We start from the raw sequence: 15,734 nt of genomic DNA on the forward strand, positions 1-15,734 counted from the left end.
GCGTAATAACCACAATGAACAGGAGGTTCCGAATGAACGTCATTCGTCCAATGTCTGCGGCCGTGCTGGCTGCTTCTCTCGCAACACCCGCCCTGGCCGACCGCCAGGAAACCGTTTATGTCAATCCGTTCGCTGCGTTCCAGCTGTTCGACGACAAACGCGACCTCAGCGAAACCGGCACCTTTGGTGTGGGCGTCGAGTACCGCTTTTTGCCCAACTGGTCCGTCGAAGCCCTGTACTCGCGTGCAGATGCGGACCGCAAATACGTTGCGGGCGAATCCGAGTTCGACGAGATTCGGGTAGACGGGACTTATTACTTCGCCGGACCTGACGAAGCATGGAATCCGTATGTTTCCATTGGCGCCGGACACGCCGATTTCGGCGAAGACCCCGCCGGTCCGCTGACCGCTGGCAGCAACCACGACGAGACCCGGGTAAACGTGGGCACCGGTATTCGCTACAACATCAACGACACCGTGTCTCTGCGCGGCGACCTCCGCGAGTTCCACGGCATTGACGAAAGCACCTTCGACACCCAGGTGTCCCTGGGCATCAGCTTCGCGTTCGCCCGCACCGTGGCTGACACCAAGCCGGTACCGACACGTCCGGCCGACGCCGACGGCGATGGCGTTTCCGATGACCGTGACCAGTGCCCTGGCACGCCTGCAGGTGCGCCCGTTGACAGCAAAGGCTGCGAACCCGATGCCGACGGCGACGGCGTGGCAGACACCCGCGACCAGTGCCCTGCCACTCCCCGTGGCGCGGAAGTAAACAGCCGTGGTTGCGAGCTGGACAGCGACAACGATGGCGTTGTGAACAGCAAGGACCAGTGCCCGGGTACCGCCGCTGGCGCCCAGGTTGATGATACCGGCTGCGAGGGGGTCACCGAGACCATCCAGACCTTCACCATTGAGGTCAAGTTCCCCTCCAACAGCTCGATCATTGGCAATGCCTACGACAGTGAGATCCGTCGTGTTGCGGAGTTCCTGAAAGCGAACCCGGAAACCATTGTCGAGATTGCCGGTCACACTGACAGCCGTGGCGAAGCCGGTTACAACCAATTCCTGTCACAGCGTCGCGCCGAATCCGTGGCCGCTCGCCTGACCGGACCGCTGGGTGTTGATCCGTCACGCGTGGAAGCCGTCGGTTACGGCGAGGCCCAGCCGGTGGCCTCCAACGACACCGAGCAGGGCCGCGCTGCCAACCGTCGGGTGGAAGCCCGCATCCAGGTTGTCCGCTGATTCTCGGGTTTACCCTGAGCATTGGAGAAGGCGCCTGCAGGCGCCTTTTCTGTCTCTGTAACACACGGGGAAACGATGCTGCGATCCGTTTTATTGATCACCACCCTGATGGGCTTTGCCACTGGATTGCAGGCCCAGGTTTACCGGTGCGAAGCTAACGGCAACCCGGTGTTTTCAGACCGTCCCTGCGGCACCGACGCCGAATCGGTTCCGATCCGGGACAACCGCATTGGCGGCAGCCTTGACCAGAATATACCCCAACCGGCACCCGATGCTGACTCGGCCGAAAACACCGACCGCGAAGCCCGGGAAACAGAGCCCGGCACCTGCCGGTTCATCAACTCCACCGACCTGCGGCGTTACCTGGTTCGCGAACAGGTTGTCCAGGGCATGACCCGGGATAACGTGCGCCGGGCCTTCGGCAACCCACCGGAGACCTACACCAGCCCACAGGAAGTCTGGATCTACCAGACCCGCTACTACGGCGCGCTTTACGAACTCACCTACGTGTATTTCAGGGATGGCTGTGTGGAGCGGGTGGAGTATCGCAAGCCCTGACCGCATCCAGCATCAGGTTTCGAGGCGTCAGCGATCGCTCACAGAAAGTGCCGAGCGTTACCCGGTAGCCCTGCTCTTCCAGATACACCGCGTAATCCAGCACCATCCAGAGTTCCAGCGGGCGCCGGAACAGGTGGCGCACCAGTTCATACCGTCGCACCTGTTCGAACCGACGCTCCCCAAATGCCTGCCAATGACTGAAATCCGTACCCGCAGGCAGGGCGAGGCCTTTCTTCGCCGCCGCCCAGCGGCAGAACGCCTGGAAATCCTCGTTGACCAGTCGCGGCGGGTGAGACGGTACCGGAAGATAGTTATCCTGCCCTCGCAACGCCCGCTGAAGCCCGTCAAAGCCCAGCCGCCACTGGCTGATCCGGCGGGTCTGCTCACGCACCCGGGCGGGGGCAGTCACGGTTTCCTGCACCGCGAGGCGCAGGTCGTTCGGGGTGAGTTCCAGTGCCGGTTCATGGCCTGAAGCCTGACTTGAGAGCGCCCGATAGTGGTCGGAAGCGGTGAGGTGGTAACAGCACGGCGAAACACTGAGCCGGGGCAAGCCCGCCAGAGCGCCGCGTTTGAGCAACTGCCGGTGCAGGTCGCCGCAGGCATGCAGGGCCACACCGTGGTGGTCCGCCGGCAGCGTCAGATCCGTTGCCATGACATCCTGGCAACGGATCGACACCCGGTCGCCAAACTGCCCGGCCAGGCGATTGCCATCACGGACCAGTTCCCCGTTCCATTCAAACCCGGTAACCGGGCCGGGGCAGTGCGGTGCCAGTGTTCGTGACAGGTGCCCCTTGCCACAACACCAGTCCAAAGCCGGTTTTGAGAGTGGCAACAGGGCCGAGGTGAAGGCCCCTGCCTGAAGGCGCTTGCGGCCGGGCATATCGGTGGCGTGGATTTCCGGGAGTGTCGCCGCCGCCATGCCGTCCGTCGATGCCGAGAGCACCGGCAGTTGCACCAGAGCCCCGTAATGGACGAGATCGGGGACCCACCGGGCGGCCTGCTGTGCCAGCCGTTCCGGGGCATCATCCAGGCGCTGGCAGGCGTCATCGGTTTGTGCCATCAGCCAGTCGGCGAGCGCCGGATACTGCCGTACCCACTCGGGCTCCGGCGTCATGAACGGTGCCGGTTGCCAGAACCCCCGATAGGCCACCAGCCAGTCGTTGAGCCGCTGCCAATGCTGGTAAAAAGATTCGGCGCCCTGGTGTAAACTCGCCGCCGGAGGTAACGTCATGCAACTGGCCTTTGTACTTGTTGAACCCAAGGTTCCGGAGAATGTCGGAGCGGCGGCCCGCGCCCTGTGCACCATGGGCTTTGGCGAGCTCTGGCTGGTGAACTCCGACCTGCATACCCGCCCGGAAGCCCACTGGCTCGCCCACGGCAGCGACCACATCCTGGACAATGCGCGCATTTTCCCCGATCTGGCGTCGGTAAGAAACTCCGTAGACCTTCTGATAGGCACCTCCGCCAAGCCCCGGCACCAGCGCCAGGACTGGCACAATCCTGCGCGTCTGCGGGAGGTTCTGGCCAGCAAAGGTTCGTCCGTAGCCACCGCCGCACTGGTGTTCGGCCGCGAGGATCGGGGCCTCTCCAATGACGAGCTGGGCCAGTGCGACCTGCTGACCGGCATTGCCATGAAGGTCGCCTACCCCTCGCTGAATCTCGCTCAGTCCGTGATGCTGTATGCCTGGGAAATGTCCGGCTTGTCGGTCGCTACAGAGCAGGGGGAAGCGTCAGCCGATCCGAATCGCCTGGGTGCCCTGCGCGGCCGCCTGGAAGGCCTGCTGCCGAAGCTGGACACGCCACCGGAGGGGAAGCTGTCCCAATGGGTGTTTGAACGGCTGCCACTGTTATCAGACCGGGATATCGGGTTTGTGCATACGCTTTGCTCGAACATTGAGCGCGTTGTGGAATCCAGTTCTCCAGCGCACTCGAATTCTGAGGATGAGCCAGCCGGATAAATCCTCCCGGGATACGCTGTGAATACGTCCCTGTAAGCTCGACGAAAACATCCCTGTTTTCGACGATCCCGGGAGGATTTATCCGGCCGGCTACCGGGCCTTTTGCGCGCGCCGGTTTGTTGAACTTACTCTTGGAATCTTCCAGGGCGGAAAGCATCAAGGCAAACGGAAGGTTCCTCGCCATCGATGAGCTGGGCGATGACGTCGGCACTGCCAGCGGACAGGGTCCAGCCGAAGGTGCCGTGGCCGGTGTTCAGATAGAGGTTCTCTCTGGGGCCCCGGCCGATGATGGCGGGCCCATCCGGGGTCATGGGCCGAAATCCGGTCCAGGTTTCGGCGGCGTCGAGGTTGGCGCAGCCGGGGAACCGGGACTCGACCGATTTGCGGATGGTCGCCAGTCTGGCCTCGGGAATATCACGGTTGAAGTCTGCCAGTTCGACAAATCCCGTGGCCCGTAGTCGGTTACCCAGGCGGGTTGAGACAACCTTGTAGTTGTCGTCATGGATGGTCGACGTTGGGCCGCGATCGGGGTCCGTCATGGGCACCGTCAGGCTGTAGCCTTTCACCGGATAGATCGGCAGGTGCAGGCCCAGGGGCTCAACCAGATGGTTGGACCAGCAACCGGCGCTGACCACCACCGCATCGGCGTCCAGAGTCTCCAGGGTGCCGTCGCGGTTTCGGACCAACACGGCACTGACCCGCCGAGCGTCCGCGATCAGGCGCTCGGCTTCCACGTCGTAGCGCACCTTCACGCCGTTTGCCTCGCAGACCGTTGCCAGCCCCTTCGAGAACAGATGGCAGTCGCCGGTGCCGTCGGTGTCGTAGCTCAGGGCACCATGAAGCGGCCCGCTGCCGACCATGCCGGGTTCGGCTTCCCGGACCTGTTCGGGCGTGAGCAGGCGGGAAGGAATGTTCAGCTCACTCAGCAGCTCCTGGGTGGCCCGGTACCCTTCCATCGCGTCCGGCGAGCTGGCCAGATGCAGCAAGCCGCGATGGTCGCCGTCGAAGGACAGGTCAAGCTCCTGTTCAAGCGCCAGGAAACGCTCCCGGCTGTGGATGCCCAGGCGTAGCATGGCCCGGCGGTTCAGGCCGAACAGGCCCGGCGACCAGGCATAGCGGAGGGTGCTCACCATGAATTTGAGGGTTTCCACCGAGGGCGGGAACCGGAGCTTCAGGGGGCCATCCTGCTTGAGAATCCAGGGGATGGCCTTGAACACCATGGCCGGATCAGCCCAGGGGTACACCACGCCATAGGAGCGCTGTGCGGCATTGGCCCTGCTGGTTTCGTTACCGGCGACAGCGTGGCGCTCGAGCAGGGTCACCGAATGCCCCCGGCGATTCAATTCATAGGCGGTGGTCATACCCACAACACCACCACCGACGACCACAATGTGCATTCGTTTCTCCCGTTGCCTCGTTCGCGGCCGTTCCAACGGCCCCACACGACTGCCTATGAATGTAATACACGCCAACAATCGAACAAGCTGGTAGACTTGCGTGACCAAATTCACAGAATAGCAGCCATGTCCCTGGTTGCATTGGAGTCTGGTTCCGGACAATGAGCAAAAAACGTCGCGAAATTCCCGTTTTCGATCAGCCGATCATCGAAACTCACTGCCATCTCGATTACCTCAAGGATCGTCCTCTCGAGGACACCCTGGAGCAGACCCGGGGCGTGAACATCGAGAAGGTGATTACAATCGCGGTGTCACCGGACAACCTGTCCCGGGTGCGGGAGCTCAGCCAGATTGCACCCTGGGTCTACGGTACCCAGGGTATTCATCCGCACGATGCGGAAAGCTACTCCGACGACGTCGAGACCGAGATTCGCACCCACGCCCGTGATGCAAAAATTGTCGCCGTGGGCGAAATCGGTCTCGATTATTTCTATGACAACGCCGACCGGAACGTCCAGCGCGAGGTGTTCCGTCGCCAGCTGCAGATTGCCTGCGACACCGACCGGCCCGTGGTGATCCACAGCCGCGAGGCGGATGAGGACACCATCGAGATTCTCGGCGAGTTCGAGGACACGCTCAAACGCCGCGGTGTAATCCACAGCTTTACCTCGGGTCCGGGCCTGGCCCGTTACGCCCTGGACCAGGGCTGGTGCCTCGGCTTCAACGGCATTACCACCTTCAACAAGGCGGAGAACGTGCGTGACATCGTGCGCATGGCACCCATTGACCAGATCCTGCTAGAAACCGATTCGCCATTCCTCACGCCAGTGCCCTACCGGGGCCGGGAGAATGCGCCCTTCTATCTGCCATTCGTGGCCGAGAAGATCGCCGAGGTGAAAGAACTCCCCCTCGATCAAGTCATTAGCCAGACCTATACCAACAGCCTGCGGACGTTCTTCCCTGACGAATGATCAAGCGCGTCCCGGTTTCGGCCCTCCGGGTCGGCATGTACATCACCGACCTCAACAACGACTGGATTCCCCACAACAGCCAGCGCAAGCGTGGCGTGATCAAAAAAGAGGAAACCATCGAGAAGATCCGGCGGATGGGGGTCCAGTTCGTGTACATCGACGCCTCACGGGGCCTCGACACCCAGGATTCCGAAACCGCCGCCGAAGTGGATCGAAGGAATGAGTCCGCCCTGCAAAGGGCTGGCGAGCAGTCACCGGGCCTGCGAGCCCAGGTTCCGCTCGAAGAGGAAATTGTCATTGCCCAGCGGATTCACAGCCAGGCCCAGGGCCTGGTGGGCGATTTCATGAACAACGTGAAGCTCGGAGGCGCCATTGATATTGCGCCGATCCACAAACTGGCAGACGAGCTCCGACACTCGGTGTTTCGCAATGCCAACGCCCTGAGCTGCCTGGGCCGTATCCGGGAAAAAGACAACTACCTGCTTGAGCACTCGGTCAACCTGAGCGTACTGATGTCGCTGTTTGGCAACTACCGGGGCCTGTCAGCCGATGTACTCCACCAGACCATTGTCGGCGCCCTGCTGCACGACCTCGGCAAGATTCTCACGCCCGACGATATTCTGCACAAACCCGGCCGCCTCACTCCCGAAGAATTCGAGGTGATGAAGCTCCACGCCCGCCACTCGCGGGACATCCTGGCGGCGACCGAGGGCATCGGCGAGCTGACCGTGATCACCGCCGCGCAGCACCACGAGCGCCTGGACGGTTCCGGCTACCCGGAAGGCCTGAAGGGCAACGAAATTTCCGAATACGGCCGCATGGTGGCCATCACCGACGTGTACGACGCCATTACCGCAGACCGCGTGTATCACAAGGGCCTGACGCCCACCCAGGGCCTGAAGAAGCTGCTGGAGTGGAGTGGCGATCACCTGGACCCGGTACTGGTGAAGGAGTTCATTCGCTGTATCGGTCTGTATCCGGTGGGCTCACTGGTACTGCTGGAAAGCGGCCGGCTTGGGGTGGTGGTTGAAGCCAACGACAGCGACCAGCGACTGCCCACAGTCAAGGTGATTTACCACACCCGGTTCCGCATGGCGATTCCGGTCGAAACCCTGGATCTGGCCCGGCCCGCGGCCCACGACCGGATTGTTCGGGCAGTGGATCCCGACGAGTACCGCATCGACATTCGCAGGTTCCTGGCCTGAGTTCACTCCGTGGTCGGGCTGTTCCCCGAGTGTCCGGATGCCGACGCCTGCGACGCTTCTCCGACAAACCGAATATAACGATTGCGACCCTGCTGTTTGGCCTGGTACATGGCCTGGTCCGCCTGGCGTAGCAGCTGGTCGCCGTCCAGTTCTTCCGCTGCCGGCTCGTTCTGGTCTGGCGAAAACAACGTATAGCCGATGCTGGCCGATATCTCGACACTGTGATCCATTACCCAGGCCGGTGCCGAGATTTTCGCCAGCAGTCGAGCGAGCAGAGTTTCCAGCGTTTTCTGGTCCTGCACGTCCATGATAATGGCGGCAAACTCGTCGCCACCCAGGCGGGCCAGGGTGTCCTCTTCGCGAAGCTCGGCCCGCATGCGGCTGGCCACTTCAACCAGCAGCTGGTCACCGGCCCTGTGACCATAGGCATCGTTAACAGGCTTGAACTCGTCCAGGTCAATGTAGGCTACCGCCAGCCGGCTGCCTTGCCGACGCGTCAATGCCATAGCCTGCTGCAGGCGGTCAGCAAACAGAACGCGGTTCGGCAGTGCGGTCAGGGCATCGTAGTGCGCCATAACGCGAAGCTTGCGCTCCTGCGCCTTGAGACGACTGATGTCGCTAAAAATGCCGACAAAGTGGGTCACCTCGCCCTGCTCGTCCCGCACACTGCTGATGGTGGCCGATAAAATGAGTTCGTCACCATTTGGATGCCGGCTCGGAAACTCCCCCATCCAGAAACCCTGGCTGCGGGCACTGGAGAATACCGAGATACCCTCGTCCATGGGCAGTGGTGGCAGGCGCCCCAGGGCACGGGACCGGGACCGTCCGGTAATGGCCCGGTAGGCATCGTTCACATCGATCACCATGCCGTGATTATCGGTGATAAAGATGGCCTCACGGGCACATTCAAACACGCTGGCCGCCAGTCGCTGGCGCTGCTCCGCCTGCTTGCGGGCGGTAATGTCGTACCAGGAGCAGAGCACCAGGGGATCGGTCTCGCCTTTCTCGTGGATCGGCGCCAGAGTCATATCGACATAGACATCAGAGCCATCGGAGCGACTGAGCAGCCACTCGCTCTGCATGACCCGGTCAGCCGCGACGCCCTCCAGAAGCTGCTCGAGTTTTTCGTAGGAAATCTGGCCGTCGTCCTGGCGGACCGGCGAGAACGCCGCCAGATTTCTGCCCAGCATGGTCGTCCCCGAGCGGTGTTTGAGCAAATCCATGGCCGCCCGATTGATGTCCATCAAAACACCATTCCTGAGCATCAGCATGGGCTGTGGCCAGCTCAGGATCAGTCGGTTCAGGCGTTTCTGCTCAATCGCCAGCTGACGCTTGCGTTTGCTCAGCCAGAGAGAGCTGGCCACCAGCATGATCAGCAGAATCAGAATCGTTACAACCCAGAGACGGTACTGATCCAGGACATCCACCCAGGTCACCCGGGGCATCTGATCGTAGGGTGGCACCCGTAAGGTACGTGCCAGGTGCTCCACCGACTGGTAGTCCGCGGGTGGCGAGAATCCGGCAATGCCCATGATTCGGGCCAGCGGATCTTCCGGTTCGATGGCGAACAGGGCCGAGGCCACCCGCCGGACGATGCGCTGGTCAACATGGGGCAGGGCAACCAGTGGCCATTCGGGGTACAGTCGCGTTGACACAGCAAACGGGAATTCCGACAGCTGCTGCGAATTCAGCACCTTGATCTGATCAAACAAACCGGGAATCTCATCCACCATCTGCTCCAGGATGGCGGTTCGGATAAAACCCACGTCGGAGTCGCCCGAGAGCACCGACCGAACGACGCGATCATGGGTGTCGAGGTACCGCACCAGGTTCTGCCGCCGAATATCGACACCTGCGTCCCTCAACTCCAGAACCTGAGCCTGATAGCCGCCCAGGAAGTGGATCCCGGGGGAGGCGATAATCTTTCCCCGCAGGTCTTCAAGAGACTCGATGTCCGGGCGATCCGCCCGAGTGATGATGACCCCTCCGAGACTCGTCGTGGAGACATCGCCCGAGCTACGAATAAGAGTTGCGAGAACGCCGGTAAGACTTCGCTCACTTCGAATCTGCAGAAAGTGGCTGGGGTTGGTCAGGAACAGATCTACACGATTGGCGGCGACCGCGCGGTTCATGGCGTCCTGGTTCAGGACTTCGAGCCGGATGTCGACGCCGACTTGCTCGGAGAGATAGTCGGCAAGCGGTGCGTAGCGCTCCTGCAGGATGGTATCCGGTCGATAGGCGAAGACACCGAGCGTAAGACCCTCCCCGGGGCTGTTAGCAAAGACCTCCGCAGAAAGAAGAAGGACGAGCAGACCGAACCTGAGTCGCTTCCTCAAGACAGCCTCCTCGGCAGAAATGAAGGATCGCTCAGGTTCTGCAGGGAGGGCTGGGTGGCGATCAGGCCCGCTCCGAACATCAGCCGGGCAAGAGAAACTGCCGTAACCTCTATTCGTCCGGACTCCGCCAGATAGCGCTGATTGGCGGCCAGGTCCGGCAGTGTAATGGTGGCCAGAGCCTGCCGAACATCCGTTGGCGAGACGCCCTGGCGGTTGGCCACCCGGTACAGGGCATCGTGGATGCCGCGTACCAGATGCTTGAGCCCGGCAAAATGAGCCGCCACCAGATCCTCGATCGCACCGGGGTTCTCGGCGGCGGTTTTGCGGGTGACAACCAGCAGGTCAAAAATGGTTTCGGGTAGCTGACGGCTGTCGAACAGGCGAACCCCTCCGGCCCGAACCAGCAAAGAGGCCACCGGCTCGTAACTCACGGACGCATCAACCTCGCCCCGCTCCCACGCCTCGGCATGCTGGCTGACCGGCAGATCAATAAGGCTCAAATGATTGCGATTCAGCCCGGCCACTTCCAGAATCTTCAGCAAGAGAATGCCCGAGACACCGTTCATCTCCACCGCCACGCGGCGGCCCCGCAAATCGGCCAGACTATCGATACCCGGCCTGACCACCAGAACATCCGCGCCCGCGGAAACATCGGACACGGCGACCACCACCAGATCCATTCCCCTCGATATCAGACGAATGGTCTCATCAAGTGTCAACGCAGCCCCGTCCAACGATCCCGACAGCAGGCCATCCATGGAACTGGTCGCGGAGGAACCGGAGCGCAGCGTCACCGACTCCGGCAGCCAGCCAAAATCGCGGGCGAGGTAAAGCGGCTCGTAACCAATCCAGTGGTGAATACCAAAAGTCAGGGGCGGTCGGGACCAACAGCCAGAGAGCCCCCCAGAGGCAAACCCGGCGGCGAGAGCTAAACCTAGGAATCTGCGGCGCTGCATCGGGTTCTGGCCTGGTCAGATCATTAACAATTGTCAATAAAGGCAAGTGTACCGCCTGTCATCTTACCGGTAAAACCGCATCTTGCCTTGCACGGGATCAATTTATCCCAGAGAAAGGAACACGGCCATCAGCACCGGCGAGAGGAACGACAGCAGAAACCCTGAGGCAATGGCCACGGGCACGCAGGCAAGCCCGCCGCTGCTGCGAATGACCGGCAGTGTGAAGTCCATGGCGGTGGCGCCGCCATAGCCGATGGCCATGGCCGGCCGACGGGCAATGAGCATCGGGATGATCGCCAGCGCGACAATTTCCCTGAGTACGTCGTTCAGGAACGCCACCCCGCCCCAGGCGGGCCCGAGAGCCTCACCAATCACCACACCTGAGAGCGAATACCATCCGAATCCTGATGCCACCGCCAGGGCATCGTGCCAGGGCAGACCCAGCCAGGGCACAAGCGCAGCCCCGGCAACCAGTGAACTGGCGGCCAGGGCCAGGGCGATACCCAGCCCCTGGCGATTCATCAGCAGCTTGCGCAGCGACAGCCCGGCATTACGAAGTTGCACCCCGATCAGGAACAGCAGCACCATCAGCGACCAGGTGGCCAGCTGTTCGGCCATTGGAAATACCGGCAGCAGGTAGTATCCGGCCAGCCAACCGACAACCACCGCCAGCAGCGGCTTCAGACCCGCCAGGAAAAGCCGGCGATAGCCGTGGTTCAGTGCGTTCTCAGCGGGTTCAAGTGACATGGGTTGCCAGCGATGAAACAGCCACAACCCCACCATGTTGGCCACAAAAAGGCTGGCCAGCAGCATCAGTACCTGGGCCATCATACCGCCCAGTTGAGCGGCCAGGCCCTCCATCTGGCCCAATCCCAGCCCCAGCAGCACCAGGATGAAATACACCAGCCCTTCAACGCTGTAGTGAATCAGGGTCATAACCTTTCGGTTTTCCAGGGCCAGGGCAAAGCCCAGAAACAGCGGGGCGAGAATCAGCAATGCGCCGGTGAGCATGGTATTCCTCAAAGCAGGGATAGAGGCCTGTCAGGCCAGGGGATCAAACTGGATGGTTTCGGAGGATGAAGCCGCCGCCGTCGCGCCGGTCTCGATCAGACGAACCAGGCGCTGGGCGGCCACAGACCAGACCACATAATCTTCGGGACAGGGTTCGAAGCCGCGCCCCATCAGCGTGCCGGCGATACTTCTCAGCGCCGATTCGGCCCGGGCCTGGGTCTTCCAGGGGCCTCGACGGCATTGCCCTTCCGGCTGCCCCTGATCCGGCCCTATCAGGGCCACTAGCCCCCAGAGGCCGCCAGCAACAGGCCGTATGTGCAGCTCCACTCGCTGTCCATCCTGGATCATCACCAGATGCCGGAGCGGGCCCCGCCCGTGAAAGTAATGGAGTTTCATGATCGGCGCCGATCAGTGGAGAACATGGCCGGACCGATCCTGAACCAGCACCCAAGGAGCGACCACCACCGCCCACAATTCGGCGTTGCGATCGTACCAGGCCTGCGCGGTATCCGGCGCTACCTCACCCACCTGCCCTTCCTGCATCCACTGCTCGAACCGTGGCTTATTATCTGCCGCAAGTTCCGCTGCCACGGCCAGCAGATCCAGCTCGGGTGCCACCCGCACCACCTGCCCCCTGGCAAAGTAGGTCTGCAACTCATGCCAGTGGATCCTGGAGGTTTCAAGGTTCAGTTTGGCTTTCAGCTCATCCGACGATGGCTTCGATGTCATACAGCTACCTCACAAATTCGTGCCGGCGCAAGAGGGTAACCAATCGGCACGTGTCAAACCAGCTGTGCCAAGCTTTCAGCGTCGGAATCAGGAGAGATCCGCCCAGATATCACGGATCCTGGCCGACAGAGTCATGGGATCAAAGGGCTTTGGAATGACGCCCGCGGCACCCTGGGCCAGATACTCGTTGACCTCGTCTGGCTGGACCTTGGCTGTCATGAACACGACCGGAGTATCACGGAAATCCGGACGCTCCCGAATGGCTCTGAGCGTCGACGGGCCATCCATCTCGGGCATCATGACGTCAAGCAGTATCAGCTGTGGCTGGTAGGCATCCAGATTGCTGAGCGCACAGGCGCCGGAAGGGCAGGCTTTCAGGGTAAATCCCCCCACGGCCTCCAGTGCCAGTTCGGCCACCGCCCGGATATCCTCTTCGTCCTCGACCAGCATGATCCGCTCAAGCGTATTTGCGGCATCCATCATCTAACCCTCTCCCTTTTCCTCCGCCGCTGTCGCGGCCCTTTGCCAGTCTTCCAGCCCCAGCATCCTCAGGAGCCGCAAAACCTCGGTTTCTCCTTTAACCTCGTCAGACAGCAGGCCTGCCAGACGCATGATGAGCAGATCCTGGCGTACGCCGTCGCGCGGCAGAAAATGCACTGCACCGATCATTTGCCGCGTGGCCATGGGCAGACGCCACTGGATTTTCAGCCGATTGCCGTATTGCTGGGCCCACTCCGACAATGCCCGTTCAATCTCGTTCGGTGCAAGCGTTCCGCCTTCGCGACCGTATTGCTCCAGAATACTGAGAACGGCGAGCTCACCCATGCGGCTCAGCAATCCGGCGGTCTGGAATTCGAGGGAGCGCTTGCCAAGTGCGATGGCAATCTTCTGGGCCTCTCGCCCGACTGCCGATGCCCGATCACGGTAATTTTCGGCCAGCTCCCGCAGCGTCGAGTTCTGAAACGACGCTCCGACATCGAGGGATAATGCGAGGGCCTGGCTCAGGGCCATCGGCACGCCCATGACAGAAATGGCGTCCCGAACCGTCACAACCGGCTCCCCGGTTCGTCGAAACGACGACCGGTTTGCCACCTCCAGCAGGCGCGCGCACAAGGCCGCCTCGTTCTGCCATCGCTCCGAAAGCTGTCCGGCAGAGAGCTCTTCGGATCGCGCCATCAGGGACAGAATCGTGGCGGTGTCGACCGTGCCGGGTATCTGAACACCGGATTCCAGGCCCTCGGTCAGGCGCTCGATCAATGAACGAACCTCGGTCTGGCCCGGCAACACGGTCTCCAGCATGGTGGACAAACGTTCGTGGAGCAACTCGACGCTGAACGGCTTGCTGATATACCCGCTAATGCCCAGATGCTTGGCCTTCAGAATGGAGTCCCGGTCGGCCCGCCCGGTCACCATGACCACGGGTAAGTCCCGATCCATGGTTCGTATCCGGCGCAACAACTCCAGACCCGAGCCGTCGGGCAAAATCCAGTCAACGACCAGGAAGCCCGGTTGCTTCTCGCGCCACAAGGCAGTGGCCTCCTGTACAGACGCCGCCTTGAAGACTTTCAGACCGGGATGAAGACCCGAGACAACCGTCGTCATCAGGTCTGCCATCAGATCATCGTCTTCCACGATCACCACATTCATAACACAGGGCTATCCTGGTCAGGTTCCATGTGCCCCGCATCCCAGGTAACACCATTCCGGCCGGTGGCCTTCCTCTGGTAGAGCGCCCGGTCGGCCGCCTCTATGGCCTTTTCCGCACTGTCGTGCCGGTCCAGGGCAGCCAGTCCCACGCTGAGGGTGACCGAAAACTCCCCGGTCGCGCCGCCAAAACGGATCTGGGACATCTGATGACAGATTTCCTGCAGCGACCGAACGGCATCGCCCACCGAACAATCCGGCAGCACAACAATGAATTCCTCGCCCCCGTAACGCCCGATGGTGTCGGTCTTTCTCAGACGGTGACGGAGCAGGTTGGCAAGCCCCTTGATCACAAGGTCCCCGACCCTATGGCCATTTCGGTCATTCACTTGCTTGAAGTGATCGAGATCAAGCATCGCCAGAACCGACGTTTCCCCCAGCCTCTGACAGCGCGCATGCTCCTTGACCGCCTCTGCAAGGGCGACCGAGTGTTTGAGCAGGCCTGTCAGGCTGTCCCGTGAAGCGAGTTTGTCCAACTGACGGGCGCGGTAACAGCGAACCTTGGCCGCCTGCACCAGAATCCGGTCAGACACCGGCTTGGTCAGGAAATCGTCACCCCCTTCCGACAGCGCCCCGAACTGAAATTCCCGGTCCTCCTCCGAAGACAGGAAAATAATCTGCAACCCCACCCACTCGGGGTCGAATCTGAGCATCCTGGCCAGCGTCGGTCCGTTGTACTCACCCATCTGGACATCCATCAGAACAATGTCGGGCCGGAATTCAGACAAAGCACCCAGAAGTGTTGATGGATCCCCTACGCAACGTACCTCAAGACCACTATCCTCGAGAACGAGTGCGTAATGCTCCAGCAACTCCGGATCATCGTCGACCACCAGCACGCGCCCCGCTCCGGCTTCGTGTCTCTCGTTGATGAGCCGTTCGATCGAATCCGCCAGTGCCGGGACATCCACAGGCTCTGGCGCAAATCCATCGGCGCCCAGGGCCGCAAGGGCGTACCGGCGATCAAAACTGTCGTCAGGACCAATAAACACCAGAGGCGCCAGGTCGGACAGACTTCTGGCCAGTTGGCTTGTGACCGACAGGGTTCCGTCGCGGACGATGATCGCAGAAACGGGCAGGTCCGTCGGCTCCGGCGCCTGTCGGCAATGAACGGTGAATCCATGGGGCGCGAGCGCGGTCGCCAGGGATTCGGCCCGGGCAACGTCAGGGTCGACGACCAGGATTTCCGGCTGCTCCGATAAAGCCGTCTCCCGCTGCATCGCCGGCTCAGGCGCCTCGCGGGCTGACTCACCGGGTACCAGAAGCTGTGCCAGTCCGCGTACCCGCCCGAGAAACTCCGGATCAAGGTAGGTCAAACGGCGGGCCTGCTCGCGCTGGCTGGCGTCCTGCTCCTCGGCAAACGGCTTCAGATGCACTTCCAGTGACCGGGCTTCGTTGCCCAGTGCCTGAAAGCCAAAAGTACCGGCGGAGCCGGCCAGTCTGTGGAGGGTCCGGTAGGCATTAACGAGCTGTTCACGGCTCGGTTCAACCCCCGCATCCGCGCCCAGATCGGCAACAACGGAAGCCACTTCCGTCACTGCTCTTTCCCGGAACCGTTCCTTTAAAAGATCGAGCTTCCCTGCAACATCAACCAATCTGTCATTGGACATACACGACTCGATCTGCCTGATCCACAATTTATGCCATACTGCTGTTCAAAATAGTTGC

The 15,734-nt window shown here is 61.5% G+C and carries 15 protein-coding genes; 5 read left to right on the forward strand and 10 right to left on the reverse strand.

The features are described from left to right. Positions 1–32 precede the first annotated feature (32 nt). Positions 33–1,241, forward strand: coding sequence for an OmpA family protein (locus AC0J1C_RS16325; protein WP_473044829.1), 1,209 nt, complete (start codon positions 33–35; stop codon positions 1,239–1,241). 75 nt (positions 1,242–1,316) lie between these two features. Then, positions 1,317–1,799 carry a DUF4124 domain-containing protein gene (locus AC0J1C_RS16330; protein ID WP_473044830.1) on the forward strand — a complete coding sequence of 161 codons (483 nt, stop codon included), beginning with the start codon at positions 1,317–1,319 and terminating at the stop codon, positions 1,797–1,799. On the opposite strand, the gene AC0J1C_RS16335 is transcribed toward AC0J1C_RS16330, so the two are convergent. Beyond that, entirely contained in the window at positions 1,756–3,030 is a 1,275-nt protein-coding gene (locus AC0J1C_RS16335; protein ID WP_473044831.1) for a methyltransferase, read from the reverse strand. The two genes, AC0J1C_RS16330 and AC0J1C_RS16335, sit on opposite strands and share 44 nt — an antisense overlap. On the opposite strand from AC0J1C_RS16335, the gene AC0J1C_RS16340 reads away from it, so the two are divergent. Further along, positions 3,029–3,757: a tRNA/rRNA methyltransferase gene (locus AC0J1C_RS16340; RefSeq protein WP_473044832.1), complete on the forward strand. Its 729-nt coding sequence runs from the start codon at positions 3,029–3,031 to the stop codon at positions 3,755–3,757. The two genes, AC0J1C_RS16335 and AC0J1C_RS16340, sit on opposite strands and share 2 nt — an antisense overlap. A 125-nt stretch (positions 3,758–3,882) precedes the next feature. Here AC0J1C_RS16340 and AC0J1C_RS16345 read toward each other — a convergent pair whose 3' ends face one another. Next, the gene (locus AC0J1C_RS16345; RefSeq protein ID WP_473044833.1) at positions 3,883–5,154 is read right to left on the reverse strand and encodes a D-amino acid dehydrogenase; all 1,272 of its coding nucleotides are present in this window, start codon (positions 5,152–5,154) and stop codon (positions 3,883–3,885) included. Positions 5,155–5,315: 161 nt separating this feature from the next. On the opposite strand from AC0J1C_RS16345, the gene AC0J1C_RS16350 reads away from it, so the two are divergent. Next, a complete protein-coding gene (locus AC0J1C_RS16350) occupies positions 5,316–6,125 on the forward strand; it encodes a TatD family hydrolase (protein WP_473044834.1) in 810 nt (269 codons plus the stop codon). Beyond that, the gene (locus AC0J1C_RS16355; protein ID WP_473044835.1) at positions 6,122–7,330 is read left to right on the forward strand and encodes an HD-GYP domain-containing protein; all 1,209 of its coding nucleotides are present in this window, start codon (positions 6,122–6,124) and stop codon (positions 7,328–7,330) included. The genes AC0J1C_RS16350 and AC0J1C_RS16355 overlap by 4 nt, the downstream gene beginning before the upstream one ends. A gap of 2 nt (positions 7,331–7,332) precedes the next feature. Here the strand turns inward: AC0J1C_RS16355 and AC0J1C_RS16360 are convergent, their stop codons facing one another. The 8 genes from AC0J1C_RS16360 to AC0J1C_RS16395 all read right to left on the reverse strand — a co-directional run bounded on the left by AC0J1C_RS16360 (position 7,333) and on the right by AC0J1C_RS16395 (position 15,604). Next, on the reverse strand, positions 7,333–9,666 hold the full coding sequence (locus AC0J1C_RS16360; protein WP_473044836.1) for a PhnD/SsuA/transferrin family substrate-binding protein: 2,334 nt from the start codon (positions 9,664–9,666) through the stop codon (positions 7,333–7,335). Beyond that, the gene (locus tag AC0J1C_RS16365) at positions 9,663–10,622 is read right to left on the reverse strand and encodes an ABC transporter substrate-binding protein (protein WP_473044837.1); all 960 of its coding nucleotides are present in this window, start codon (positions 10,620–10,622) and stop codon (positions 9,663–9,665) included. Before AC0J1C_RS16365 ends, AC0J1C_RS16360 begins: the two co-directional genes overlap by 4 nt. A gap of 102 nt (positions 10,623–10,724) precedes the next feature. After that, complete coding sequence (locus AC0J1C_RS16370) at positions 10,725–11,633, reverse strand: LysO family transporter (RefSeq protein ID WP_473044838.1); 909 nt, start codon at positions 11,631–11,633, stop codon at positions 10,725–10,727. A 30-nt stretch (positions 11,634–11,663) separates the two neighbouring features. Then, positions 11,664–12,029, reverse strand: coding sequence for a PA4575 family protein (locus AC0J1C_RS16375; RefSeq protein ID WP_091988636.1), 366 nt, complete (start codon positions 12,027–12,029; stop codon positions 11,664–11,666). 12 nt (positions 12,030–12,041) lie between these two features. Then, complete coding sequence (locus tag AC0J1C_RS16380; protein ID WP_473044839.1) at positions 12,042–12,362, reverse strand: DUF2288 domain-containing protein; 321 nt, start codon at positions 12,360–12,362, stop codon at positions 12,042–12,044. Positions 12,363–12,449: 87 nt separating this feature from the next. Then, positions 12,450–12,845, reverse strand: a complete 396-nt coding sequence (locus AC0J1C_RS16385; protein ID WP_473044840.1) for a response regulator — start codon at positions 12,843–12,845, stop codon at positions 12,450–12,452. Next, the gene (locus AC0J1C_RS16390) at positions 12,846–14,009 is read right to left on the reverse strand and encodes a response regulator (protein ID WP_473044841.1); all 1,164 of its coding nucleotides are present in this window, start codon (positions 14,007–14,009) and stop codon (positions 12,846–12,848) included. Next, positions 14,006–15,604: a diguanylate cyclase gene (locus AC0J1C_RS16395; protein ID WP_473044842.1), complete on the reverse strand. Its 1,599-nt coding sequence runs from the start codon at positions 15,602–15,604 to the stop codon at positions 14,006–14,008. The genes AC0J1C_RS16390 and AC0J1C_RS16395 overlap by 4 nt, the downstream gene beginning before the upstream one ends. Between the last annotated feature and the right edge of the window lie 130 nt (positions 15,605–15,734).

It is taken from the genome of Marinobacter sp. E2 (assembly GCF_055755345.1).